Source organism: Prevotella disiens (assembly GCF_900454955.1).
GTDB classification, from domain to species: domain Bacteria; phylum Bacteroidota; class Bacteroidia; order Bacteroidales; family Bacteroidaceae; genus Prevotella; species Prevotella disiens.
Map to the genome: position 1 here is coordinate 1,549,993 of NZ_UGTL01000001.1, position 25,175 is coordinate 1,575,167.

The 25,175-nt window shown below is 39.5% G+C and carries 21 protein-coding genes; 8 read left to right on the forward strand and 13 right to left on the reverse strand.

The window, feature by feature from the left end; translation table 11 throughout:
• Positions 1-238 precede the first annotated feature (238 nt).
• The 5 genes from rlmN (at position 239) to DYI03_RS06870 (ending at position 6,229) form a co-directional block, all read left to right on the forward strand.
• On the forward strand, positions 239-1,279 hold the full coding sequence (rlmN, locus tag DYI03_RS06850) for a 23S rRNA (adenine(2503)-C(2))-methyltransferase RlmN (RefSeq protein ID WP_021670243.1): 1,041 nt from the start codon (positions 239-241) through the stop codon (positions 1,277-1,279).
• Positions 1,260-2,180 (forward strand): DUF4837 family protein, encoded by a 921-nt coding sequence (locus DYI03_RS06855; protein WP_025064672.1) that lies wholly within the window; start codon positions 1,260-1,262, stop codon positions 2,178-2,180. The genes rlmN and DYI03_RS06855 overlap by 20 nt, the downstream gene beginning before the upstream one ends.
• 24 nt (positions 2,181-2,204) lie before the next feature.
• A complete protein-coding gene (locus tag DYI03_RS06860; protein WP_021670245.1) occupies positions 2,205-3,314 on the forward strand; it encodes a PdxA family dehydrogenase in 1,110 nt (369 codons plus the stop codon).
• Between the two features lie 38 nt (positions 3,315-3,352).
• The gene (locus DYI03_RS06865) at positions 3,353-4,354 is read left to right on the forward strand and encodes a lysylphosphatidylglycerol synthase transmembrane domain-containing protein (RefSeq protein ID WP_021670246.1); all 1,002 of its coding nucleotides are present in this window, start codon (positions 3,353-3,355) and stop codon (positions 4,352-4,354) included.
• Between the two features lie 186 nt (positions 4,355-4,540).
• Positions 4,541-6,229, forward strand: coding sequence for a right-handed parallel beta-helix repeat-containing protein (locus DYI03_RS06870; RefSeq protein ID WP_021670247.1), 1,689 nt, complete (start codon positions 4,541-4,543; stop codon positions 6,227-6,229).
• Positions 6,230-6,633: 404 nt separating this feature from the next.
• Here DYI03_RS06870 and DYI03_RS06875 read toward each other — a convergent pair whose 3' ends face one another.
• The 10 genes from DYI03_RS06875 to DYI03_RS06920 all read right to left on the reverse strand — a co-directional run bounded on the left by DYI03_RS06875 (position 6,634) and on the right by DYI03_RS06920 (position 19,270).
• Positions 6,634-7,224: an IMPACT family protein gene (locus DYI03_RS06875; RefSeq protein WP_004355853.1), complete on the reverse strand. Its 591-nt coding sequence runs from the start codon at positions 7,222-7,224 to the stop codon at positions 6,634-6,636.
• 35 nt (positions 7,225-7,259) lie between these two features.
• Entirely contained in the window at positions 7,260-8,507 is a 1,248-nt protein-coding gene (locus tag DYI03_RS06880) for a DUF1015 domain-containing protein (RefSeq protein WP_004355885.1), read from the reverse strand.
• Between the two features lie 83 nt (positions 8,508-8,590).
• The gene (locus tag DYI03_RS06885; RefSeq protein WP_004355651.1) at positions 8,591-9,508 is read right to left on the reverse strand and encodes an NAD(P)-dependent oxidoreductase; all 918 of its coding nucleotides are present in this window, start codon (positions 9,506-9,508) and stop codon (positions 8,591-8,593) included.
• 78 nt (positions 9,509-9,586) lie between these two features.
• Complete coding sequence (serC, locus tag DYI03_RS06890) at positions 9,587-10,657, reverse strand: 3-phosphoserine/phosphohydroxythreonine transaminase (RefSeq protein ID WP_021670249.1); 1,071 nt, start codon at positions 10,655-10,657, stop codon at positions 9,587-9,589.
• Positions 10,658-10,858: 201 nt separating this feature from the next.
• Positions 10,859-12,175, reverse strand: coding sequence for a DEAD/DEAH box helicase (locus DYI03_RS06895; RefSeq protein ID WP_021670250.1), 1,317 nt, complete (start codon positions 12,173-12,175; stop codon positions 10,859-10,861).
• Complete coding sequence (locus DYI03_RS06900; RefSeq protein ID WP_021670251.1) at positions 12,162-13,331, reverse strand: tetratricopeptide repeat protein; 1,170 nt, start codon at positions 13,329-13,331, stop codon at positions 12,162-12,164. Before DYI03_RS06900 ends, DYI03_RS06895 begins: the two co-directional genes overlap by 14 nt.
• A 37-nt stretch (positions 13,332-13,368) precedes the next feature.
• Positions 13,369-14,469 (reverse strand): tetratricopeptide repeat protein, encoded by a 1,101-nt coding sequence (locus DYI03_RS06905; RefSeq protein WP_021670252.1) that lies wholly within the window; start codon positions 14,467-14,469, stop codon positions 13,369-13,371.
• Positions 14,470-14,579: 110 nt separating this feature from the next.
• On the reverse strand, positions 14,580-15,833 hold the full coding sequence (locus DYI03_RS06910) for a tetratricopeptide repeat protein (RefSeq protein ID WP_021670253.1): 1,254 nt from the start codon (positions 15,831-15,833) through the stop codon (positions 14,580-14,582).
• A 76-nt stretch (positions 15,834-15,909) separates the two neighbouring features.
• Positions 15,910-18,513, reverse strand: coding sequence for a DNA gyrase subunit A (gyrA, locus tag DYI03_RS06915; protein WP_021670254.1), 2,604 nt, complete (start codon positions 18,511-18,513; stop codon positions 15,910-15,912).
• A gap of 247 nt (positions 18,514-18,760) precedes the next feature.
• Positions 18,761-19,270, reverse strand: a complete 510-nt coding sequence (locus DYI03_RS06920; protein ID WP_021670255.1) for a hypothetical protein — start codon at positions 19,268-19,270, stop codon at positions 18,761-18,763.
• A gap of 239 nt (positions 19,271-19,509) precedes the next feature.
• Between DYI03_RS06920 and DYI03_RS06925 the strand changes: the two genes are divergently transcribed.
• Positions 19,510-20,322: a class I SAM-dependent methyltransferase gene (locus DYI03_RS06925; protein ID WP_021670256.1), complete on the forward strand. Its 813-nt coding sequence runs from the start codon at positions 19,510-19,512 to the stop codon at positions 20,320-20,322.
• Here the strand turns inward: DYI03_RS06925 and DYI03_RS06930 are convergent.
• The 3 genes from DYI03_RS06930 to DYI03_RS06940 all read right to left on the reverse strand — a co-directional run bounded on the left by DYI03_RS06930 (position 20,292) and on the right by DYI03_RS06940 (position 21,286).
• Positions 20,292-20,474 (reverse strand): hypothetical protein, encoded by a 183-nt coding sequence (locus DYI03_RS06930; protein WP_004355840.1) that lies wholly within the window; start codon positions 20,472-20,474, stop codon positions 20,292-20,294. The two genes, DYI03_RS06925 and DYI03_RS06930, sit on opposite strands and share 31 nt — an antisense overlap.
• Before the next feature lie 18 nt (positions 20,475-20,492).
• Positions 20,493-20,900, reverse strand: a complete 408-nt coding sequence (locus tag DYI03_RS06935) for a cysteine peptidase family C39 domain-containing protein (protein WP_021670257.1) — start codon at positions 20,898-20,900, stop codon at positions 20,493-20,495.
• A gap of 62 nt (positions 20,901-20,962) precedes the next feature.
• On the reverse strand, positions 20,963-21,286 hold the full coding sequence (locus DYI03_RS06940) for a hypothetical protein (protein WP_021670258.1): 324 nt from the start codon (positions 21,284-21,286) through the stop codon (positions 20,963-20,965).
• Between the two features lie 134 nt (positions 21,287-21,420).
• Between DYI03_RS06940 and DYI03_RS06945 the strand changes: the two genes are divergently transcribed.
• Both DYI03_RS06945 and DYI03_RS06950 read left to right on the forward strand, forming a co-directional pair.
• The gene (locus DYI03_RS06945) at positions 21,421-22,950 is read left to right on the forward strand and encodes an IS5 family transposase (RefSeq protein WP_115367858.1); all 1,530 of its coding nucleotides are present in this window, start codon (positions 21,421-21,423) and stop codon (positions 22,948-22,950) included.
• A 327-nt stretch (positions 22,951-23,277) separates the two neighbouring features.
• The gene (locus DYI03_RS06950; protein WP_115367915.1) at positions 23,278-25,155 is read left to right on the forward strand and encodes an IS1634 family transposase; all 1,878 of its coding nucleotides are present in this window, start codon (positions 23,278-23,280) and stop codon (positions 25,153-25,155) included.
• Positions 25,156-25,175 lie beyond the last annotated feature (20 nt).

The following is a 25,175-nucleotide window of genomic DNA, read 5'->3' on the forward strand; positions in this document are numbered from 1 at the left end:
CTTGTTTAAGTACTCGAGTACGCTCAAAAGGGTACTATCATCGTTTCCCCACAGGGAAACTACCGTGTCCGCAAAGAGAAACAGCAGTAGATAACGCTACTAAGCACCAGAGAAGAAAGGATAATCGTTGCAAAGAAGTAAAGCTTATTCCTTTTATACATATGAAGATTAAAGCCAAAAACATAGTTTTTCCTTATTTTTTCGCTATCTTTGCACCAACAATAAACGAGAAAAGATTATGGAAGTAGGAAAGAAGCCGCTCGTGGGAATGAATCTATTGGAGCTGAAAAATGTAGCCAAGGAGTTGGGCATGCCTGCCTTTACGGGCGGACAAATGGCAAAGTGGCTTTACACACAGCATGTAACATCTATTGACGAGATGACCAATATTTCAAAAGACAATCGGGAAAAGCTGAAAGAAAACTACACCATTGGTTGCAAAAAGCACATAGACGCCCAATATTCTAAGGACGGCACCATCAAATATCTATTCCCAACAGACAACGGAAAGTTTGTTGAGTCGGTTTATATCCCTGACGAAAATCGTGCTACATTATGCGTTTCCTCACAAGTAGGCTGCAAAATGAATTGTCTTTTCTGCCAAACAGGCAAACAAGGATTTGAGGGAAACCTCACAACAGCCGATATATTGAACCAAATCTACTCGCTCCCTGAACGCGAAAAGCTAACCAACATTGTGTTCATGGGACAAGGCGAGCCAATGGATAACTACGATAATGTACTGAAAACAACGCAACTGCTGACGGCTGATTACGCTTACGCATGGTCGCCAAAACGCATCACAGTGAGTTCAATTGGTATAAAAAGTAAACTAAAACGCTTCCTTGAAGAGAGCGATTGCCACGTTGCCATTAGCATGCACAACCCTATTCCAGAAGAGAGAATAGAAGTAATGCCAAGCGAAAAAGCCATGTCGATTACAGAAATCGTAGAAATGTTGCGCAATTACGACTTCTCGCATCAACGCCGTTTGTCGTTCGAATACATTGTTTTCAAAGGTAAAAACGACTCTGTCGCCCATGCCAAAGCTATCATTAAGTTGGTAGAAGGCTTGGAATGTCGGTTCAACCTCATTCGTTTCCACACCATTCCCAACGTTCCATTGCAAGGAGTGGACGATAAAAAGATGGAAGAGTTTAGAAATTATCTAACCGCTCATGGAGTTTTCACCACCATTCGTGCAAGTCGGGGACAAGATATTTTTGCAGCATGTGGACTACTTTCTACAGCAAAAAAGAATGCCAACAAACATGCGTAAGTTACAATGGTTCTGTTACTTGGTGTTGTTCCTAACACTAATGGCTTGCAATGAAAATTCCTTAAAGCCAACAAGTTACGGAAAACCATTCGAAGTGTTGATTGTAGGCGATAGAAAAAACTCCATTTCCAATGTGCTTTCTTCTCCAATGAACGGATTGCCACAAGCGGAACCTACATTCGATGTTATAAAATCAGCAGCAGATACACTCAACGGAGATGAGAAATTGCTCAGCAATATTGTCATCATTAAAATAGACAAACAATACAAAACGACGGAATTGAGTAGCCAACAAGATATTTATGCACGGCAACAAGTTGTTGTAACCATAACTTCTCCAACGGAAAAGGCATACATGGGTTTTGTGAAACAGCAAGGCGAAAAGTTACGAAACTACTTCATTAAAGCAGAATTGAAGCGAGCGCAAAACGAATTGGTCAAACATTCGAACAAAGAAGCCGAAGCTAAAATACAACAAATGTTTGGCATTAAGGTGAAAATACCGCCTGATATGACTGCCAGCAAAGTGGGGAAAGACTTCCTTTGGCTCTCAAATAATTCGCCTTCAAGCATGCAAAATATGTGTTTTTACACCATTCATGCAACCAATTTTAGGCAACAATGCGACAGTGTCATGCGCAAAAACATACAAGGCGAACGCAAAGGAATGTATATGCGCACCGCAGCAATCACCGAAACCACACAGAACAAAGGTAAATCGGTTACCATTCGTGGCTTATGGGAAATGAAAGACGATGCAATGGGAGGTCCTTTCATAGCTTATTGGAAAGAAAACGGAGGTAAAATCATCGTGAGCGAGGCTTTCATCTATGCCCCAGGAGCAAAAAAGCGTAACGCTTTAAGGCGTTTAGAAGCAGTCCTTTACACAAGAACAAAATAAGAACAAAAATACACAATATAACGTATGAACAATAAAAATAAAATCCGAGTGGCCATCACTCATGGCGATACGAACGGAATAGGATATGAACTCATTTTTAAAACCTTTGAAGAGCCTGCAATGTTGGAGCTTTGCACACCTATCATCTATGGCTCGCCAAAAGTTGCAACCTATCATCGCAATGCCTTAGGGATAGAAGCTAACTTTACAATCATCAAAGACATCAACGAAGTTCAACCTGATAGAATTAATTTTATCCCTGTTTTCGATGAAGAAATAAAGGTGGAATTGGGCGCACCTACCGAGGAATCGGGCAATGCTGGCTTAGTAGCGATTGACCGAGCATTGGAAGATTATCGTGCAGGAGGGTTCGATGTTTTGGTTACAGCACCGCTCAACAACAACGAAAACTTTCAATTTAGCGGACAAAGCAGATACATCGAAGACCATTTATGCGCCGAAGTACCGAGCATTAGTGTCTTAGTGAACGAAAAATTGCGCATCGCTTTGGCGACAAGAAACTTACCATTGAATCAAGTTTCAGCATCTTTGTCAGTGGAAAGAATTACAAAAAGTGGCAAATTACTATACAATAGTATCATGCGCGACTTCCGTATTTCTAATCCACGCCTTGCCATATTAGCTCTAAACCCTAAGGCTGGCGACAATGGTTTACTTGGTTCTGAGGAACAAGAAATCATCACTCCTGCTATCGAAGCATTAGTTGGCGAAGGCATTCAAGCCTTTGGTCCATACCCAGCCGATAAGTTTTTTGGTGATAGCTATTGGGAACAATTTGACGGAATACTCGCCATGTACTACGAACAGGGACTCACTCCGTTCCGTGCGCTCACGGTTGAAGGAAGCGTAAACTATTTGGCAGGACTGCCATTAATATGTACTGCACCCGAAATAACGGATAATTTGGAGATTGCAGGCAAAAACATTGCCGACCCAATATCTATGCGACATGCCATTTATCTTGCAATTGACACCTTTAGACATCGTTTAGAATATGACGAACCAATGAGAAATCCATTGCAGAAATTATACAAAGAGCGCAGAGACGATAGCGAAAAAGTGCGCTTTTCAATTCCTAAACGTCGCGACAATAGGGAGGGTAGTAACGATTAAATAGAACTATTTTCTTGTATTCACGAACAAAATAAACAATGAAAAAGAAGTACCAAAACGTTTTTTTTATCTTTGGCATCGTCGTATTAGGTATTATGGTTACTCAACTCGACTTTGCAGAAGTCTGGAAAGGGTTGCAACACGCTGGCTATTGGTTCTTTGCTGTAGTTTTCCTATGGGCTTTTCTCTACATTTTTAATACTGCGTCGTGGTACATCATCATCAAAAGCCAAGAAAAAGAGGAAGACAAGCGCACCATTCCGTTTTGGTTACTCTATAAATTGAGCGTTTCTGGCTTTGCGTTAAACTATGCTACACCAGGAGGACTAATGGGCGGAGAGCCTTATCGCATCATGGAGCTCACACCACGAATAGGTGTTGAACGTGCCACGTCATCGGTTTTGCTCTTCGTAATGACCCATATCTTCAGTCATTTTTGGTTTTGGCTCTTATCAATTCCGCTTTTTTTACTCACTCAACCCGTGAACTTCTTCATGGGAACAATGCTTTCCGTAATAGGCTTGGTGTGCATTTTAGCCATTTGGTTCTTTCTTTCAGGCTATAAAAAAGGACTCGCTGTGCGTTCTATGAACCTATTAGGACGTATTCCTGGAGTCAGAAACTGGGCTAAAAAGTATATTACTGAGAATAAAGAACAATTGGAAAACATCGATAAACAGATTGCTGCCTTGCACAATCAAGACAAGAAAACATTCATTTCCATTGTACTTATAGAGTTGGCATGTCGCATTTGCAGTGCATTAGAGATATTTTTCATTCTCCTTGTACTCTTTCCGAGTGTAAATTATCTGAATTGCATTCTCATCATATCGTTTACAACGTTGTTTGCCAACCTACTTTTTTTCATGCCTTTGCAATTGGGTGGACGAGAAGGCGGCTTCCTAATGTCGGTTTCAGGTTTAGGATTAACAACGAGTGCTGGTATTTTTGTTGCTCTCATTGTCCGCATTCGTGAACTCATTTGGACAGCGATAGGACTTCTTTTCATTAAGATTTCAAAGACGAAAAAAGAAGAATAAAACTAAACAAATAGTAATATAAAATTCGGTTTACCAAGGAATATAACATTTTTCATCGTATAATTTTGTTTATTTAATAAATAATTAATACTTTTGTAGCATACTAATCAATTACTATGAATGCTTCTTATACCCCTATTAAAAGCATCAAACTGAGAGTATTATTAACTAAACAATATTATTTCAATGAAAAGAAATCACATTTTAACAATTGGCCTGAGCCTATTTTTTGCATCAACACAACTACAAGCAAAGGTTTATCATGTAAAAATTAATGGTACTGGAGACGGTTCTTCATGGGAAACAGCCTGCGGAACATTAGACGACGCTATCGACAAAGCTGCGATTGGCGATGAAATTTGGATTGCAGCAGGCACTTACAAACCAACAAAACTTATTAAAAACAGAGCCAAAAACTCTCGCCACTTTCTTTTAAAAGATGGTGTTTCGTTCTACGGAGGATTCGAAGGAACGGAAACAGATAAGGCGCAGCGAAAGATGAAAGACAGCGGGAAAGCGTGGGAATATGTAAATGAAACCATATTAAGCGGCGATGACGACGGTGTTGAGGACAAGTGGGTGCGTACAGAAACTCCTGAAAACCCTTTCATCTATGGTTGGGAAGTTGAGAAAAATGTAGTGCTGGGAACAGAAGGAAATGCCAACCACTTATTGTTCAACAAAGTAGAACTCACCGCCCCTGTTACCATTGATGGTCTTACACTCAAGGGAGCAAACGCAATGGACTATAAGTCAATATGCGCTGGTGGAGCGATTTACGCTTTAGGAAATGTAACTATTACTACTTGTCAATTCATAGAAAATTCTTGTTATTTTAAAGCCGATGGTGATAGATATGCAAATGGTTCAGCCATTTATTTAGTAGGAAAAGGTAATGCACAAATAAAAGATTGTTACTTCTATCGCACTTATGCCCATGCTCCAAGTAGCCAAGCAAAAGGTGGAGCAGTGTATGCAGAGAACGTAAACATTAGCAATTGTGATTTCACAGAATGTGTTTCGTTAGACTTCGGAGGTGCGCTCTTCAACGTAAAGGGTAACGTAGACAATTGCACATTCAAAGATTGCTACGCTCGTCAAGGCGGTGCAGTAGTATCAGACGGCATCATGCGCAATAATAAAATTTACACTTGTCGCGGCGTTTTCGGTGGTGGCATCTACAATTCTGGTGTTGCAATCAATAATATCGTAGCCAATTGCTTTGCCGACTACACGCTATTGGGCGAAGACAAAGGCGGTCAAGGTGGTGGCGTTTATAACGTAGGCACTTTCTTAGGCGGTCTTGTTTATAATTGTACTTCTTTCCTTGGCGGTGGAATCTTCAACGAAGGTGGCAAAATTATTAATTGTACCGTGCAAAATAACTCTCTTCGCAAAGGTACAGACAATGAAAATATCGCCTTCAAAGATGGTAAAGAAGACCCAACCAAAGTCATCAATACACTTGGAAACGGCATTGATATAAAAGCTAACTTCGTAAAACCAACTGAATTTAAGGGTTGCACATTAGACGAAAAGCTCATGAAAGAAGTCTTTGAAGCCGATTGGAATTTGAAGAACAAGAGCGAATTTATTGACAAAGGCGAGGCTATCACCATTGAAAATTACGATAAAGACGTTTTGGGAAATAAAAGAGTCATGGGCAAAGGCATTGATTTTGGTGCAATAGAATCTAACCCCAAAACAGCAGGAATTACTCAAAATGTAAATAACGTAGCTAATGCTCAAACCAATTATTACACCATTAACGGACAATACATTGGCAACAAGCGCCCAAGCCAAGCAGGTATTTACATCGCAAAGACTACTAACAACCAACAAACCATCAAGGTTTGCAAGGTCATTGTGAGATAATAGGAACTTGTAGGGGTGGAATTCATTCCGTTCCTCAAAACTAAAAGGAAACATATTAACCTGATAGGAACGTGATACAAGTTGTTGAGCTTGCGAAAAATCATGCCCTTACAAGATTACTACAAGCACTTCAAATAGGGGAAAGATAGAAATTCAAATCCCACTACATCTATTTGCAAGCACAAAATTGTATAAACGTGTATAACGAATTGTACAAACGTGTACAAAAGGTTGTACAAACGTGTACAAAACAAAGCCGCTTATACATTTCGATAAGAACTTGTAAAAGAAGGTTGGTGCTGAAAACTTGCAAAAGCTATTGTTTTACAACGAAAAACAGGCTATATTTTAGTAGAATATAGCCTGTTTCTTTTTTTCTACTAAAAAGGATTATAAGCGAGAAGTTATTCGAAAGATAATTTTTTTAAACGTGCTTCCAACTCATCAGCGAGCGATTCACGAATGGACAAGATGATTTCACAGGTGTTATCAAAGTTTTGCTCTACAATGCGAGGATTCATATCCTTGACAATTTTCATAACATCGTTCATCATCGGATAAGAAAAAGTGTAACGAACAAGGCGTTCCACAAATTTTTCTTCGATTGTAGCATGTGCTATACCATCAGCCGCAGCCTCACGATAAGCTACAATCAGTCCGCTTGTACCAAGATTTACACCTCCATAATAACGAATAACGCAAATCAAAGTATCGGTAATTTCGTTACTAATGAGTTGCCCAAGAATAGGTTTACCTGCAGTAGAAGAAGGTTCTCCATCGTCATTAGCACGAAATTCTGCTCCTTCTGCACCCAAGCGGTAGGCATAGCAGCAATGACGTGCATCGTAATATTTTTTCTTATATTGCTTCACGATAGTTAACGCCTCGTCAGCAGAATCAATATGATGCACAAAGGCGAGGAATTTACTCCTCTTTTCGGAATAAAACCCCTCGCCTATTGTGTTTTTATGTACTGTCTTGTACTTATCTGTCATTAATTAACTTTTCTGTAAATTAATAACACGCAAACTTATGAAAGCTTGTGAATGATAAGACCAGAGCGGAGTTTTGGCTCAAACCATGTAGCCTTTGGAGGCATAATCTTACCGCTATCAGCGATGTCCATGATTTGCTGCATAGAAACAGGATAGAGAGCCAAAGCCATCTTCATTTCGCCACTATCAACACGTTTCTTGAGTTCGTCAAGACCACGAAGACCACCTACGAAGTCGATACGGTCGCTTGAACGCAAGTCCTTGATTCCGAGCAATTCGTCGAGAATCAAACGGCTTGAAATATCAACATCAAGAACACCGATAGGGTCTGTGTTGTCGTAAGTACCTTCCTTAGCTGTGAGTGAGTACCATTCGCCTTCCAAATAGAGTGAGAACTCGTGCAAAGCAGCTGGCTTATAGTTAGCAGCACCCTTCTTTTCAACGATGAAATTCTTATTCAATGCTTCGAGGAATTGAGCTGGAGTCATACCGTTCAAGTCCTTAACAACACGGTTGTAATCGAGGATTGTAAGTTCAGATGCTTGGAAACAAACAGCCATGAAGTAGTTGTATTCTTCCTTACCTGTGTGGTTTGGATTAGCTTTTGCTTTTTCGCCACCTACAAGACCAGCAGCTGCTGAACGGTGGTGTCCATCTGCGATGTAAAGACTTGGCATCTTAGCAAACTCTTCAGTGATAGTCTTGATGTCCTTATCGTCAGAAACTACCCAAAGCTTATGACCGAAACCATCGATAGGAGCGATGAAATCGTATTCAGGTTCTGTTGCTGCGTAACGTGTAGTGATTTCCTTCAATACTGCATTGTCAGGGTAAGCGAAGAATACAGGTTCAATATTAGCATCGTTTACACGAACGTGCTTCATACGGTCTTCTTCCTTGTCGCGACGAGTAAGTTCGTGCTTCTTAATTACACCATTAACATAGTCTTGACAAGCAGCACCAACAACGATACCATATTGAGTCTTGCCGTTCATTGTTTGAGCGTAAATGTAATATTGCTCCTTTTCGTCTTGAACCAACCAACCCTTGTCTTGGAACATTTTGAAGTTCTCAGCAGCCTTTTCGTAAACACGTGGGTCGTATTCACTTGTGCCTTCTGGGAAATCAATTTCTGGTTTAATGATATGATAAAGGCTCTTTTCGTTGCCCTTTGCTTCTTCACGAGCTTCTTCAGAGTTTAATACGTCGTAAGGACGGCTTTCTACTTGCTCTACGAACTCCTTTGGAGGACGTACGCCTTTGAATGGTTTTACTATTGCCATATTATATTTGAAAATAAAAACAGATTATCAGGGCTTGTGCTATATGAGCATAGTTCCTAATAATCTGCTTTATGGTTTAAAAATTACTTATTAACTTGAAATTTGGTATCGCCGTTAGCGAAGAAAGCGTTAATTTGCTTTGCTGCTGCAATACCTGCATTGATGTTAGCTTCAGCTGTTTGAGCACCCATCTTCTTAGGTGTGCTGAAGTAACGACCTTCAAACTTAGCGAAGTCAGCATCAGCATCAGGCTTGATGTCTGTGATGAACTTCAAGTCTTCGCGTTCACCCATCAACTTAATGAGTTCTGCTTCGTTGATAACTTCCTTACGAGCTGTATTGATAAGGATACCACCCTTATGCATCTTGTTTACAAGAGCATAGTTGATGCTATTCTTTGTTTCAGCTGTTGCTGGAATGTGGAGAGAAACAATGTCACAAGTTTCAAACAAAGCTTCTTGGTTATCAACAGCCTTAACACCAGCTGCTTCGATAACGTCCTTTGGACAGAAAGCGTCGAAAGCATAAACTTCCATGCCGAAACCCTTAGCAATGCGAGCAACGTTGCGGCCAACATTACCGAAAGCGAGGATACCAAGTTTCTTGCCCATTAATTCAGAACCACTCTTGCCGTTGTAGAAGTTACGAACACCATAAACAAGCATACCCAAAACGAGTTCAGCAACTGCGTTTGAATTTTGACCTGGTGTGTTTTCAGCTACTACATTGTGAGCAGTTGCAGCAGCGAGGTCAATGTTGTCGTAACCTGCACCAGCACGTACAATAATCTTCAAGTTCTTAGCTGCTTCAAAAACTTCAGCAGTAGCTTTGTCTGAACGAATGATAAGAGCGTCAGCGTCCTTCACTGCGTCTAACAATTGAGCTGTTTCTGTATATTTTTCGAGAAGAGCGAGTTCGTGTCCTGCACCTTCTACTTCTTTTCTGATGCCTTCAACAGCAGCTGCTGCGAATGGCTTTTCTGTTGCTATTAAAACTTTCATAGTAATAAATTTTTTAATGCAAATTACACGGATAAACGCCTTTCAGTTCTATCCGTGTATTTGCTATTTGTTTTTTAATTAGTGCTTAGCTTCAAATTCCTTCATTGTTTCAGCGAGAGCCTTGCAGCCTTCAACTGTCATAGCGTTGTAGCAGCTTGCACGGAAACCACCTACATCACGGTGTCCCTTGATACCAACCATACCACGCTCAGTAGCAAACTTGAAGAACTCATCTTGGAGGTCAGCATATTCATCATTGAGAACGAAGCAAATGTTCATGTAAGAACGGTCTTCCTCGTTCTTAACTGTACCATGGAACAACTTGTTGCGGTCGATTTCGCCGTAAACAATGTCAGCACGTTCCTTAGCAAGTTTTTCCATAGCTGTAACACCACCATTAGCCTTAATCCAACGGAGATTTTCCAGAGCTGTATAAATTGGAACTACAGGAGGAGTGTTGAACATAGAACCCTTCTTGATGTGTGTACGATAATCCAACATAGTAGGAATTTCACGTTGTACACGACCAAGAACTTCGTCCTTGATGATGATGAATGTTACACCAGCCATAGAGAGGTTCTTTTGAGCACCACCATAAATACAATCGTACTTAGAAACGTCTACTGGACGGCTGAAAATATCTGAAGACATATCACCAATCATACGAACTGGAACGTCCAAATCTTTGTGCAATTCAGTACCGTAGATAGTATTGTTAGTTGTTACGTGCAAGTAATCCAAGTCTGTTGGAACTTCGAAATTCTTTGGAATGTATGTAAAGTTATCATCAGCAGATGATGCAACTTCAACAACTTCGCCAAACAATTTAGCTTCCTTCATTGCCTTCTTTGCCCAAACACCAGTATTCAAATAACCAGCTTTCTTTACCAAGAAGTTGAAAGGAATCATACAGAATTCGAGTGATGCACCACCACCCAAGAAAAGAACTGAATAACCTTCTGGTACATTCAAAACTTCCTTGACCAAAGCTATTGCTTCGTCCATTACTGGTTGAAAATCCTTTGAACGGTGGCTAATTTCAGCGATTGAAAGACCTATTCCGTTAAAATCTAAGATAGCACTTGCTGTTTTTTCAATTACTTCGCGTGGAAGAATGCATGGTCCAGCACCAAAATTGTACTTCTTCATGATGATATTAATTTTTAAGTTGAACTTATGTTATTGTTATTAATTTTCAAAAGGTGTGCATAGTATCATTACACGTCTGCGAAGTTAATAATTTTATTTGACATAGGCAAATATTTAAGGATATTTTCACATTCTATTTTAATATGCAATAATGATCTTTTGTTCTCATTTTGCTAATAAAATAGCATTATTACATCTGTTTTAGCGAACCTCTTCCACAATGGTACTTATCCCCTTTATTTTCTCACCTTTGGTCATTTTTAAAATATGGGATATTTTTTCATTTGGAACGGCAACATAAGTAAAACGAGGCATCACATCTATTTTTCCAATTTCCTTTTGAGTCAAACCACCTTTTTTACACAAGAAACCAACAATATCGCCTTTTGAAAGTTTATCTTTCTTTCCTTTACCAATATACAACGTACCCATTTTGGGTGGCATAATGGTAGGCAAATCTGTTGGAATTTCCATTTTTTCAACGGTCTGCGCTACATATTCAGGAAGATTTTCTTCTGGACCTAACACAAAAAAGGCATTTCCTTCCTTGTCCCAACGAGCCGTACGACCTACTCTATGGATATATTCGTCTTCATTTTCGGGTAAATGATAGTGAACAATGTTATCAACATCAGGAATATCCAAACCACGTGCCCCAAGGTTTGTACTCACCAAAATATTGGCAGAACCATTTGAAAAGCGATATAACGAAGCCTCACGCTCCTTTTGTTCTAACCCTCCATGGAACATTGACACCGAAAAGCCAGCTTCTTTTAAGAAGTTAGCTGTACGAATCACTGCATCACGATAGTTCAAAAAGACGATTGTACTTTGGTTTCCCAAACATCTTAACAAATTGGAAAGTGTTTCTAATTTATCTTTATCAGCACTACGAACTTCGTGTAATTGCACTCTATCAGGAACTTGCTCTTCGTTTTCAAGATAGTCTACACGAATGGTACGCCCCATGCTAACAAACTTAGGGATTGATTCTGACTCGGTTGCGGAAAGTAAAATACGACGTTCAACAAAAGATAATTTACTTACAATCTGCTCCATTTCAGCTTGAAAGCCCATTTCCAAGCATTTATCAAATTCGTCTATAATTAACCATTTTATAGCATTGGGCAATATATTTCCCTTGTCCAAATGGTCGTTCAATCTTCCTGGCGTTGTGAACAGGATTTGTGGAAACGTGTCGCGCAACGCTCTATGCTCCTCCATTGTAGGGCGTCCGCCATATAAAGCCATAGAACGTAAACCTGATTTCATATTTTGTACAACATTAAAAGATTGCTTTGCCAATTCACGTCCAGGCACAAGTACTATTGCTTGCACATCATTAGAATCGGCGTTAAGGAGTTGAACAAGTGGTAGTAAATAGGCAAATGTTTTTCCTGAACCTGTTGGCGATAAGACAACAACATCTTTATTAGAGCGCAAAACAGCCTCCGAAGTTTCTGTTTGCATTGGGTTCAACTCTATTCCTAATCTTTCTATAATTTTATTTCTTTCCATTTCTTAATTTATCAATCTCGTCAAATTCGGTTCCCATATTCAAATTCAGATAAATGGTGTAGAGTGGAGCCAACCATTTATCGCGTTCTGAAGGAGCCATTGTTCGATAACGTTCTAAAAAAGGCAATGCCTTTTCATATAATTTATTTATTTTTGCTCGATTAGCCCTACCCTGTTGCACCTTGTCTAACTCTATTGCTTGGTCGAAATAAGCCAATCCAATGTTACAATAAGCATCAGCAAACTTATCGTTTTCTGCTAAAAGTTTTTCGCAAATGGCAATACATTCCTTATATTTACCCAAATTTAGAAGGGTTGTACTCTTTGCAAAACGAAAGAGAACACTTGTAGAATCTGCTTCTAAGGCACGATTTGTTACTTCTAAAGCAGCTTGGTAATCACCTATTTTAGCATAATATTCTACTAAACGGGGAAAGAAAAATGCAAAATTAGGATAGGCTTCAAATCCTTCTTTCAGTGCTTTAATGTATCTTATCGTATCTTTTTTCACCAAATAGGCATCGGCTTCGTATTGCCTTACAAAATTAAGCATCGAAGAATCTCGTTCTGCTAACTTCAAATGGCGCATTGTTTTTTCCGTATCCTTCAATTTGTAACCGCAATACATCGCCCAATAAGCCGCGTGTGGCATAAGCCTATCATTTTTAGCATAATCATATCCCGCAAAAAGCGATTGCTTGTCGCTGACGATGTAATTATCAAAATATTTGAAAGCAGTTTGGTAATCTTTTGTATGAATAAAATATACTCCTCCATTGAAAAGATTTGGACGAATAGAATTGAGCAATTTGGCATGTTTTTCCCTATATTTAGGTTGCACAGGGCGTTCGGTGTCAATGCGTGCATCTATGCTATCGAAACTTGCCATCGTTTCAAACATTCGTTTTGTTATCTTGAAAAACGCAGCAGTATCATACTTCTGCTTCAAATAAAGTTTTTCGTTTCCTTGTTCATATTGTTTCGTAAGGGCATCACAAAGTACCACCCACGCTTTCACATTATAATGATTAGCCGAGTCACTCAACAATATTCTCATTGATTTTTCTGCCTTTGTCAAATCTTTGCCAGCTCTTACTAAGTCTTTTGCTGTTGATATTTGCTTCTTTTGGGCAGATACCAACAACGGACAAACCATTAATATAAATATTACAATCTTTTTCAAATCAGTTTTTTTATTTATTGATTAGCGACTCTAATTCTTGCGCCTTGATAGTGTTTCCTAAAATATTATAAGCCATATATAATGGGTTTACCCAATCTACTTTATTGCGTCTCGGGTCTTTTACTTTTACTCGTTCTAAATAATTTCGGGCTTCAGCAAAGTACGACATAAATTCATTATCGGAGGCAAATTCTCCTTTTTTCTTCTTTTCAAGTACTTCGTTTCTCATCTCAATACCCTTCATATTCAAGCAAACACCTATATTAAAAGGTATGGGTATAAGTTCTGGAGAAATTTCATCAGCCATTTTGTAAGCCTCTATCGCCTCTTCCCAACGTCCAGCTTGCATGGCTATTTCACCTTTTAAAATCCACGACACAGCCGATTTTGCATCATTCATCAATAGGTGATCTATGAATCTTTCAATGTTAAATCGCTGAGTAGGGTGTTGATAGAACGACATTATCCATGAAAAATACTTTTGATTGGTGGGTTCTGTTTCATACAATTTTTCTAAAACCGCCAAATATTGCATTGAATCTTCGGCTGTTTTCATTTGCTCACGCATACATGCTGCCTTTACTTCCACTGCACTTTGTACGGTTTCATCATACTGCATAGCGAGGTCAGCATACTTATCAGCCAATCTAAAGTTCCTTGATTTCAAATAATTGTAGGCCAAATAATAAGCAGCAATACCACTTTCATCTGCAATATCGGCAACCAACGGATTATTCCTTGCAGTGAGATAAAGTTCCCATGCCTTTATTCCGTCTTGCGTAGTGTAATTACTCTTTATTAAAAATAGTCCAGCATCTATCAGCATTGGATACAAAGTTGCCACACGTATTGCATTATCGTCTTCAAATTCAGGCTTGACTTTTCCTTTACGATTAGGCATTCGATCGTATTCATCGCTTTTTAACGAATAATCTACGCCATTGATTACAGCTTGGTAGATTGTTAGCGAATCCCTATTCGAGTTCGAATGAACTATATTAAAAGCTTGATTTGCCTTTTTATTGAAGTCTGCTGCATTAGCTCTATTATCTTGTGCTTGAGTTACGAGACAAAAAATAAAAAATAAGATAAACGTGAGTACTCTTCTCATTGGCTATAATTTTAAGTGAAGCCAATCCTAAAGAATTCTTTCTATTTTAGGATTAACAAAAAAATCCCCCTTTTGACAATATCAACTATGCCAAAAGAGGGGAATATTTATTATTGTTGACCTGCGTCAGCAGCACAAGCCTGAGTTTCAGGAGCATTAGCACCCTTTACAAAGTAGTAACTTCCATAAAGAGGATAAGCCCAAAGGTTCTTGTTTTCCTTTGTAACATCAAGTTTCTTAGCTGTTTCCAAATAAGAAATTGCTTCGTTGTAAACAACATTGAATTGTTCGCGAGCTTGCTTTGTTAAATTCTTAACAGCCATTACACGATCTTGAGCTTTATAAAAGAAGCATTGACCTATCAAAGAGTTGAGAAGAATTTTACCATTGTCATCTGTTGCCATTGGGAGAGCTTTTTTTAAAGCTGTAGCAGCAGCATCATAATTTTTCTGTATGCTTTCAAATTGTCCTTTCAGCATAAGAGCATTGTAGCTATTAGGATTTTTAGCAAGGTGTGTATCAATAAGTTGGCTTGCCTTATCACTCATTTTCAACAATGTGTATGTACCAACCAAAGTCGAAAGTACCGCTTCATTGCTTGGGTCCTGCTCATAAACACCAGCAAGTTTTTGTGCGTATGCAACAGAATCTTCATGAGTTTTGAGTTGTGAGCCTAAAATTGCCAACTTCAAATTTTGTGCATCTTTTGCACGGTCTTTGTTTTGCAAAGCATATTCAACATATTTTTCAGCTTTTGTATAATCTTTATTTTGAAATGCATATTGTGCTGCAAAAAAAGCTATTTCGGTCAAGTTTTGATCTTGCGCCTTATCGAATTTAGCAAAAATTGGATTATCAGCCGATTCAACATATTCTGCCCAATATTGATAAGTCAATTTATCATCTTTTCCTTGATAGAAAATACCGCCATTGATAAAATGTGGACGAAGTTGATATACTTTTTCCAATAATCCATCAAATTTTGGTTTTATTTTACCTTTTTCATTAGGCATATTGTCATACTTTACAGCTTCAACACCTGCGTCAAAAGCGTTTTTTACAGCTTGATAAAGACCAGCTTCATCAACAGGTTTATTACCTTCTCTACCCATTTGCTTTTGGGTTTCGTTTTCGAGCTGGATACCTTGCTCGTAATTAACTTTCTTCATAGCCAATTCATAGAGGCGATTGTAAGCCTTAGCTTTCTCGCCATTGCCTGCGAGTTGGTCTAAAGTTGATTGTAAGAGGCTTACTGCTTCAGAATAGTTATGAGCTTTCATAATAGCCTTCAATGGCTCGCTGTCACCAGCAAATGCAGTTGATGTTGCTAAAAACATCATGGCTGCCATGATTACTTTTTTCATTTTGATATAATTTTAAAGATTAATATTCTTTATTTTCTCTCTATCTTTGTTTTAACGTAACGTTTTTTGAATTATTTTATTCAAAGTCTACGGTTGGAGCGTCTTCTTCATCTTCTCCATTTTCGTTTACTTTTTCGCTTCCAACAAGATTATTTTCTATTTCTTCGTTTGTTTTATTAAATTTTGAACGACTTTCTTCTTCTAATTCTTCTTCAAGTTCTGCGTTCATAACTTTACATACAGAAGCAATAACATCGTTCTTTTTAGCCAAATTAATGAGGCGTACCCCTTGTGTTGCGCGTCCCATTACTCGGCATTCAGCCACAGCCAAACGAATTACAATACCACTTTGATTAATAATCATGAGGTCGTTTTCATCGGTTACGTTCTTAATAGCAACGAGTTTACCTGTCTTCTCGGTGATATTGAGTGTCTTAACGCCCTTACCACCACGATTGGTCAAACGATAATCTTCTACCATTGAACGTTTTCCGTAGCCTTCTTCCGAAACTACCATGACGGTTTCCTTTTCTGTGTCATTAACAACTATCATGCCAATAACGCCATCTTCTCCATCATCATCAAGGCGCATACCACGTACACCTGTTGAAACACGACCCATTGTGCGTACAGCATCTTCGTGGAAACGGCAAGCGCGTCCATTGCGATTGGCAATGATAAGTTCGTTGTTTCCGTTCGTTAAACGTACATCTACCACCTCGTCGCCTTCGTTAATGTTAATAGCAATGACACCATTTGTACGTGGACGTGAATAATGACGCAAAGATGTTTTCTTTACCAAGCCACATTTTGTTGCGAAGACAACATAGTGTGAATCCAAAAATTCTTCATCGTTCAAACCTTGAATACGCAAGAATGCATTTACGCTATCATCAGGGTCAAGTGCTAACATATTTTGTATAGCACGTCCCTTTGCGGTCTTATCGCCTTCAGGAATATCGTAACACTTCATCCAGAAGCAACGTCCTTTCTTGGTAAAGAACAACATGGTTTGGTGCATTGTGGCTGGATAAATAAATTCTGTAAAGTCTTTCTCTCTTGTACGAGCGCCTTTCGAACCTACTCCACCGCGTGCCTGTTCCTTAAAGTCAGCCAATGGTGTACGTTTAATATAACCAAGGTGGCTAATGGTAATTACGACTGGGTCGTTAGGATAGAAATCTTCTGCATTAAACTCATGCTCATCAGGGATAATTTCAGTACGACGCACATCGCCATATTTTTCTTTTACCTCTTGCAATTCTTCTTTCATTACTTCCTTGCAACGCTCTGGATTGTTCAAAATCTCTTGCAAATCTTTGATAGTTTGCATGATTTCATCGTATTCAGCGTGCAATTCTTCCATACGCAAGCCTGTCAGTTGCGACAAGCGCATATCAACGATGGCTTTAGACTGCAATTTGTCTAAGTCAAAACGTTTTTCCAAATTAGCTTGTGCATCAGCTGGAGTTTGACTTGCACGGATTATCCTAACAACTTCGTCAATATTATCGCACGCTATGATAAGTCCTTCTAAAATATGAGCACGTTCTTGCGCTTTTTTCAAGTCGAACTGTGTGCGACGAATGGTTACATCGTGGCGGTGTTCAACAAAGTATTTCACACATTCTTGTAAGCTCAACAAGCGTGGACGCCCCTTTACAAGGGCAATGCAGTTTACTGAGAACGAACTTTGCAAAGCTGTCATCTTGAACAATTTGTTCAAAATAATATTAGCATTGGCATCACGTTTCACATCAACCACAATGCGCATACCCTGACGACCCGTTTCATCGTTCACGTTTGAAATGCCTTCCAATTTGCCTTCTTTTACCAAGTCGGCAATATATTCTATGAGTTGTGCCTTGTTTACTCCGTATGGAATTTCGGTTACAACTATCTTATCGTGTGTATCATCGCTTTCTATTTCGGCTTTAGCACGCATAATAATACGACCTCTACCTGTTTCGTAAGCATCTTTAACACCTTGCAGACCATAGATATAAGCTCCTGTTGGGAAATCTGGAGCAGGAATGTATTGCATCAATTCCTCTACCGCAATTTCAGGATTATCAATGTAAGCACAACAACCGTCCAACACCTCACTTAGGTTGTGAGTAGGCATATTGGTTGCCATACCTACGGCAATTCCGTTACCACCATTCACAAGAAGGTTAGGAATTTTTGTTGGCATCACCGATGGTTCTTTCAAGGTGTCATCAAAGTTAGAAACCATATCAACGGTTTCTTTTTCAATATCGTCCATGACGTGTTCACCCATTTTAGCCAAACGACACTCTGTATAACGCATCGCAGCTGGCGAGTCGCCATCGACAGAACCAAAGTTACCCTGTCCGTCTACGAGCTTGTAACGCATATTCCACTCTTGACCCATGCGTACCAATGCACCGTAAACTGATGAGTCGCCGTGTGGGTGATACTTACCAAGCACCTCACCTACAACACGGGCGCATTTCTTATAAGGTTGATTACTAAAGTTACCAATACCTCGCATACCGAAAAGAATACGGCGGTGTACGGGTTTAAAACCATCGCGTACATCAGGAAGCGCACGAGCCACAATCACCGACATAGAATAGTCGATGTAAGAACTCTTCATTTCTTCCTCAATATTAATTTTTAAAATGCGGTCTTGGTCTATTGTCTGATTTTCGTCCATTATATCTGTTTTTTATCTTCTTATTCTTTCCACGATAAAAAGCGCCTGTTTTTTCTATCAAAATAGCCGAAAATGGCTTTTATTTTCGTTTTAAGGGCTTTTAATTGTTATTTCAAGGTGTAAAAGTACAAAATAAAAATGAAACAGAAACGCTTTAAAACGAAAATAAAAACGATTTTAAGGATTGTTATAGATGTTACACAAAGTAATGATAACTCCAACAAAAAATCTTTTTCACCTATTTATATTATATTGCTATGCCAGGATTTCCTCGTTTAAAATGAAACATCTTCCCACCTGTTCCAAAATATCCGATAACCAATTCTGCGTCATTAACGTATTCAAAGTAGTGGATTTCCACATTTGTAGCGTTATTGCCATAATGAATCGAAGTAGAAAAATAATTAGCATTTTCCGCTTCCGACCAACCCAATCGCCATTCTCCCGTTGTGGTTTCGTCTTCAACTACTTCCCAATCGCCATATTCCACCTTTCTGTCCTTAGTTATTGCTTCTCGAGTAAGTCTCTTTTTATAAGTTTCTAACTTGCCTTTTTCCTTACAATTATACGAAATATAGTCAATATCTCTATCGGTTCGTTCTTCGTAATACCATTCGCCAATCATCTTGTGGTAGTAAAGTTTACGCACTGCCAATGTTCTCTCTTCCTCTTGTGATAGTTCTCTATCGCCATGACACGATGTCAGAAGGGTTGTAAAGGATAAAAGTGCCAAAAGAATGACCAAAAGTTTTCTCATTTCTATTTAATTTTTAAGTTAATAATTTGCTTAAGAAACGCATTTCGTGGTTGTTTATTGTAAAAACAAAAGTAAAGTGAACTTCATTCATCTTATTTAAGTGAAAAATTTTAACGTATTCTATTCAGAAACAGAATACTGCAAAAGTTCCCATACCGAAAAAATACACGATTTTAGGTATTGCAGGCATTGCCATTTCTTGCTACTTTTGCCTAAGATTATAAACTAAAAAACAAGTTATGGAAACAAAACAACTATCAAGTGTGCCTGAAACAATGCTGATACCACTTTGGGCAAGGGCATGGGAAACTGAAAATAAAGGTGGATTGATAAATGATGAGATTGCTAAAAACATCATCAAGCAAATTGATTACGATTTTAGTAAGTTTAAAAACGGAAAGCTCTCACAGGTTGGGTGCTGCATTCGTGGAAGTTTGATAGACAAAGAAGCACAAAAGTTTCTTGAGAAACACCCCGATGCAGTGGTAATACAATTAGGAGCAGGCTTAGATGCTCGCTATCAACGCATGAACTATCCGAAAGTAACGCATTGGTTCGACCTTGATTTAAAAGAATCGATTGACATTCGACGACAACTTATTCCTGAATCGGAAAACAATACTTATTTGGAACTTTCTATGTTCGATTATAGTTGGATTGAAAAAGTAAAGGCATTCGAGAAACCAACATTGATTATTATTGAAGGGGTGTTAATGTATTTCAAACCAGAGGACGTTCAGAAATTTTTCATTACTTTGTGTGAACAATTCAACGAAGCAACTATTCTTTTTGATATGCTTGCTTTTGGGGCAGTAAAACATGCAAAACATCATGATACATTAAGAAAGGTGAATGGTAAAGCTGAATTTTTATGGTCGGAATTGGATACAAAGATTATGGAAACGTGGCATAAGAAAATTCATATTACCAAAGAATATTACATGAGTGACTACGACCAAGGACGCTTTCCACTATTGATACGTTTGTTCTACAAATTTCCTCGTTTCTACAAACGTTTCAATCAACGCATCGTTACGTTGGATATAAAATAAGGAGTATTCCTTATTACAAAATAAACAATAATCAAAAGAATGAGCAAAATGAGGGTAATAAGTGTTATACCGTAACGAACAATAGGCGAAGGCTTTTCGTCTATAATTTCTCTGACTTTCTCGCTGCGAAGTTCTATTTTGTTATCTGCCATAAATACTCATTCTTTTGGTTAATTTCCTAATTCTAATTGATTTTTTACAAGGTTATAATAAGCGCCATGCTTCTGCGTTAGTTCTTCGTGAGTGCCTATTTCAGCCACCTTTCCTTTGTCTAAAACAACGATTTGGTCGGCATTTTTTACGGTGCTAAGTCGGTGGGCAACGATAACAACGGTCTTACCTTTGTAAAACTCGTCAAGATGTTCCACTATCATACGTTCATTGTTGGCATCAAGTGAATTGGTAGCCTCGTCAAGAATAATGCTAAGAAGCGAAACGCCTTCAGTTGTTGCAAAACATAACTCAGATATGTACTCCATTGGGTATTTCTTCCCCCAATAAGTACATATCATAGTTAAACATGCCACACCACATTGCATGGAATCACGCTGCTGGATAAGTGGAAAAGGTTTCTCCATTTTTTATATGACCAAATATCGTTTAACGTCTATTTTAAGTTTTGATGTAAACTTTTTTATTTTTATGGTTTATAGTATAGTGTTACCATTAATTCTCTTCCCCGAATATTCAGGTTGCTATAGCTATGAACAAAGGCTCCATTGATTCCGTACCCATAATTCTTCTTATTCAAAATATTATTCAATTCCATTGTAATATCAAATTTCTTTGCAGCATATTTCATGGCAATGTCGGTAAAGAAAATATCTTTGAATTTATTTTTTTCTATTTGATTATGGTAATATTCTGCTCTTGATGTTACACTTAAATTCTTTGCAAGCGAGAAGGTCAAATAAGCATTATGTTCCCAATTATTAAGGGTAGAAGTAGTAGAAAGAGCTGGCATTTCTGATTGATGAAAGGTGTAATTAGTGTTTACTGAATAATTTATAACTCTCTGATATTTAAGTTTATATAACTTTATTTCTTTGTTTGTTTAACTAGAAAATCGTACCTTTATATAGTTAAATCCATAGCAAGATGAAGTTTTACGCTCCAAAATACAAGCAACTTGACCTCGGTTTGCTCCGCTCATCCCTTGATGAGTTGGACAAGACAAACCGATGGGTGGCTCTCGGTGACCTTCTTCCATGGACAGAACTTGAGAAGGAATACAACTCAAGGTTGGACAATCAGAAGAAAGGTGCAGGGAACAAGCCGGCACGCATGATTCTCGGCGCAATGATTATCAAGCACAAACTAAACCTGAGTGATGCCGAGACCATCGAGATTATCAGAGAGAGTCCCTACATGCAGTACTTTTGTGGATTGCATGAGTTCACCGACAAGCCTATATTCGACCCGAGCCTATTCGTCACGATACGCAAGCGAATCTCAGAGGAAGAACTCAACAAGATGACAGTCAAGCTTCTCGACAAGCAGAGGCGTCTTCTTGAAGAGAAACGCAAGCGTGAAGAAGAAGAGGCGAAGAGGAATGATGAGGACCCGCCGGCTCCGAAACCAGAGGATCCGAATGCCGCTTCCTTCACCGACTCAAAAGGTCGCGAGCACAAGGGAGTGCTGAAGATTGATGCTACCTGTGCCGATGCAGAGATGCGTTATCCTGTTGACGTTGATATAATACATGATGGTTGCCGCAAGGTTACCGACTATATTATAAAGGTGTGCGAGATGTTTGAGCTGCACAAGCCACGCACGAACTACAAGCATGCACGTCAGGCATACCTTCAGCTTGTCAAGAAAGCCAAGAAGAAAGGCAAGATGGTGCGTGATACTATCGGGGTGATGCTCAACTACTTGCGCAAGGACATCCGCATCTTAATGGACTTGCTTGCAAAGAACAAGACGTACTACGAGAGCCTATTCCTATATGAGAAACGCACCTTGACTGCAATCCTCACGATGTACCATCAGCAGGAGGAGATGTACAGGTCAAAGACTCATACTTGTGCAGACCGCATACTGAGCATCTTTCAGCCACACGTCCGTGCCATTGTCCGTGGAAAGGCTAAGGCAAGGACTGAGTTCGGGGCCAAGATAGGTGCAAGCATAGTCGAGGGCTATACGTTCATCGACCACCACAGCTGGGATGCCTACAACGAGAGCCAGGATCTCTTGCTACAGATTCAACTTTTCAAAGAACGCTTCGGCTATCTTCCGGCCACCATCCTTGCGGATAAGATTTACCTAAACAGGTCAAACCGAGATATACTTGAGGATTTTGAAATCCATTCATACTGCAAACCGTTAGGGCGACCACCGAAGGATCCTCCTTCAGATGAGATGAAATCCAGAATGGCCAAAGCCATCGGGGAGCGCAATGAAATCGAATGCTCATTCGGTACTGGCAAGAGAATCTATCGAGCCAATGACATAAGAGCCAAGCTTCCAGATACAGCACGATGCTGGACAGGAATGTGCTACTTCGTTAAAAACGTGATGAAGTTCCTCAGGGAACTTTGTCTTGCCCTGACCGAAATCTGGTGGTTTTTCATCATTATCGTCACTATGAGGGGCTACGTCTGCTACCCTCTGTCTGTGAAGAGATAATAATTCAGCAGACCCTAATTAAGATTATAACCTAAATCCATTTTAGAAAACACTCCAACGGTTAAACCTGCTTTCAGCGTTAATATATTTGTATTAAAAGGCATAATTTCCTTGTTTTGTATCATTTGTGATTGCAAGTTATTGTACATAGCCCTTACATTTAGCCCAAGTTTAACGGGCATAATTATTTTTCATAAATTTTCAGTGTGTTTTGAGGGTTTCAGGTTTGCTAAGTACTTAATAATCAGCCGTAGCGTTTTCTGAATACGGAGTAAATCTGATTTGTAGGACACCAGCATATCAATTTTTTTTTGTTACTTTGCACCTATGCACGCAAATGTACAGACACGTTTTAATCCGGCAACTGGTGAAAAGGCTCTTTATTATAGACTAAAAGAGTCATATCGTGACGTGGCTGGACACGTACATTCGCTCATCTTGCTCAATATTGGTTTTGACCCTTCTCTCACAGCTTTGCAGGTGAGAAGGATTGCTTTTGCACTTACAGAGCGTTTTAAGAACAGAGGAACTAATTCTTTATTTGGCAAGCATTTGGAGGGACTTACTGAACTGGAACAGGCTAAGGCGGATGAGTGGTGGCAGCGGATGAAAGAGGAAGGTGGAATTGATAGATTCGATAAGAAGGAACAGAAAGCAAGAAAGGAGTCTGAACGTTATATCGATCTTGCTACGGCAGAACATACTGACGCAAGGAATGTTGGTGCAGAATGGCTCTGTAAGCAGACCATTGATAAGCTGGGACTGGAAGAGTTCCTGCGTGACCAAGGATGGAGCAACCATTCTATCCACACCGCACTCTCTGCGCTCATCATCCGGACTGTGTATGCCGTGTCTGAACGTTCCTCGTATTATTATCTCAGGGATAATTCGGCTGCCGCCGAACTTTACACTGGTTCGCAAGACTGGACTCCGGGTATCAATGCCCTGTACAAGGTAACGGACAAACTCTATGAACTCAAAGAGAAGATAGAATGTCACTTGTGCAATGTAACAGATAACCTTTTTAATATAGATAACAAGCTGATGCTCTTTGACTTGACAAATTTCTACTTTGAGGGTAGTAAGCGTGAAAGCAAGAAGGCACAGTTTGGTAGGTCAAAAGAGAAGCGATCAGATTGTAAACTTCTCGTCCTGGCCCTGTGTATCAATAAGGAGGGCTTCATACGCTATTCTTCTATCCTGGAAGGTAATACGGCTGACCCTAAATCACTGCCTGATATGATAGATACGCTGGCAGACAAGAATCCTGTACAAAAAGAAAAATCGCTTATTGTGATGGATGCAGGTATTGCAACCGGAGAGAATCTAAATCTTATTAAGGCAAAGGGTTACAACTATCTCTGCGTATCTCGCACCAAGCTGAAAGATTACACGCTCAGTGAGGACCATAAGAGCGTGATGGTAAAAGACGCCCGAAAGCAAACAATAACGCTCAACAAGGTACACACCGAAGGTGAGGACTACTATCTTGAGATAACCTCTCCATCTAAGGCTATGACCGAATCGTCAATGAACAAACTTTGGCGTGAAAGGTTTGAGACAGAGCTGAAGAAGATAAATGATGGTATTGCAAAGAAAGGTGGAACGAAACTCTACGAGAAGGTTGTAGAGCGTACGGGACGAGCCATACAGAAATATCCTTCTATCGCAAGATACTATGCGATAGACTACATTAGAAACGAAGAAAAACCAAAGGAAATGCTACGTGTAGACTGGAAGCTCAAAGACCTCTCAGCCATCGAGTCCGGACACGGCGTATACTTCCTACGGACCAATGTAGAAACACTCGATGAGCGTACCACATGGGACTATTACAACCTCATACGGGAAATCGAATGTACCAACAGGCAGTTGAAGACCGACCTGAACCTCCGTCCTATATACCATCAGACCGATGACCGGAGCGATGCGCATCTTTTCTTCGGTCTGCTTGCCTACTGGGTGGTAAATACCATCCGCTGCCAGTTGAAGCGAGAAGGCGAATCCTGCTATTGGACCGAAATCGTGCGGAGGATGAGCACCCAGAAACTTGTAACCACGGAAGGTAGGAACCCGTTAGGAGACATCGTACAGATGCGACAATGCAGCAATCCCTCAAAGCAGGCAACTGCTATATACGATAAATTAAAACTGAAATATGCACCATTCAGAAAAATAAAAATTTGTAGGACACAGAGTCCATAGCCAAAACTGAAAAAGTATAA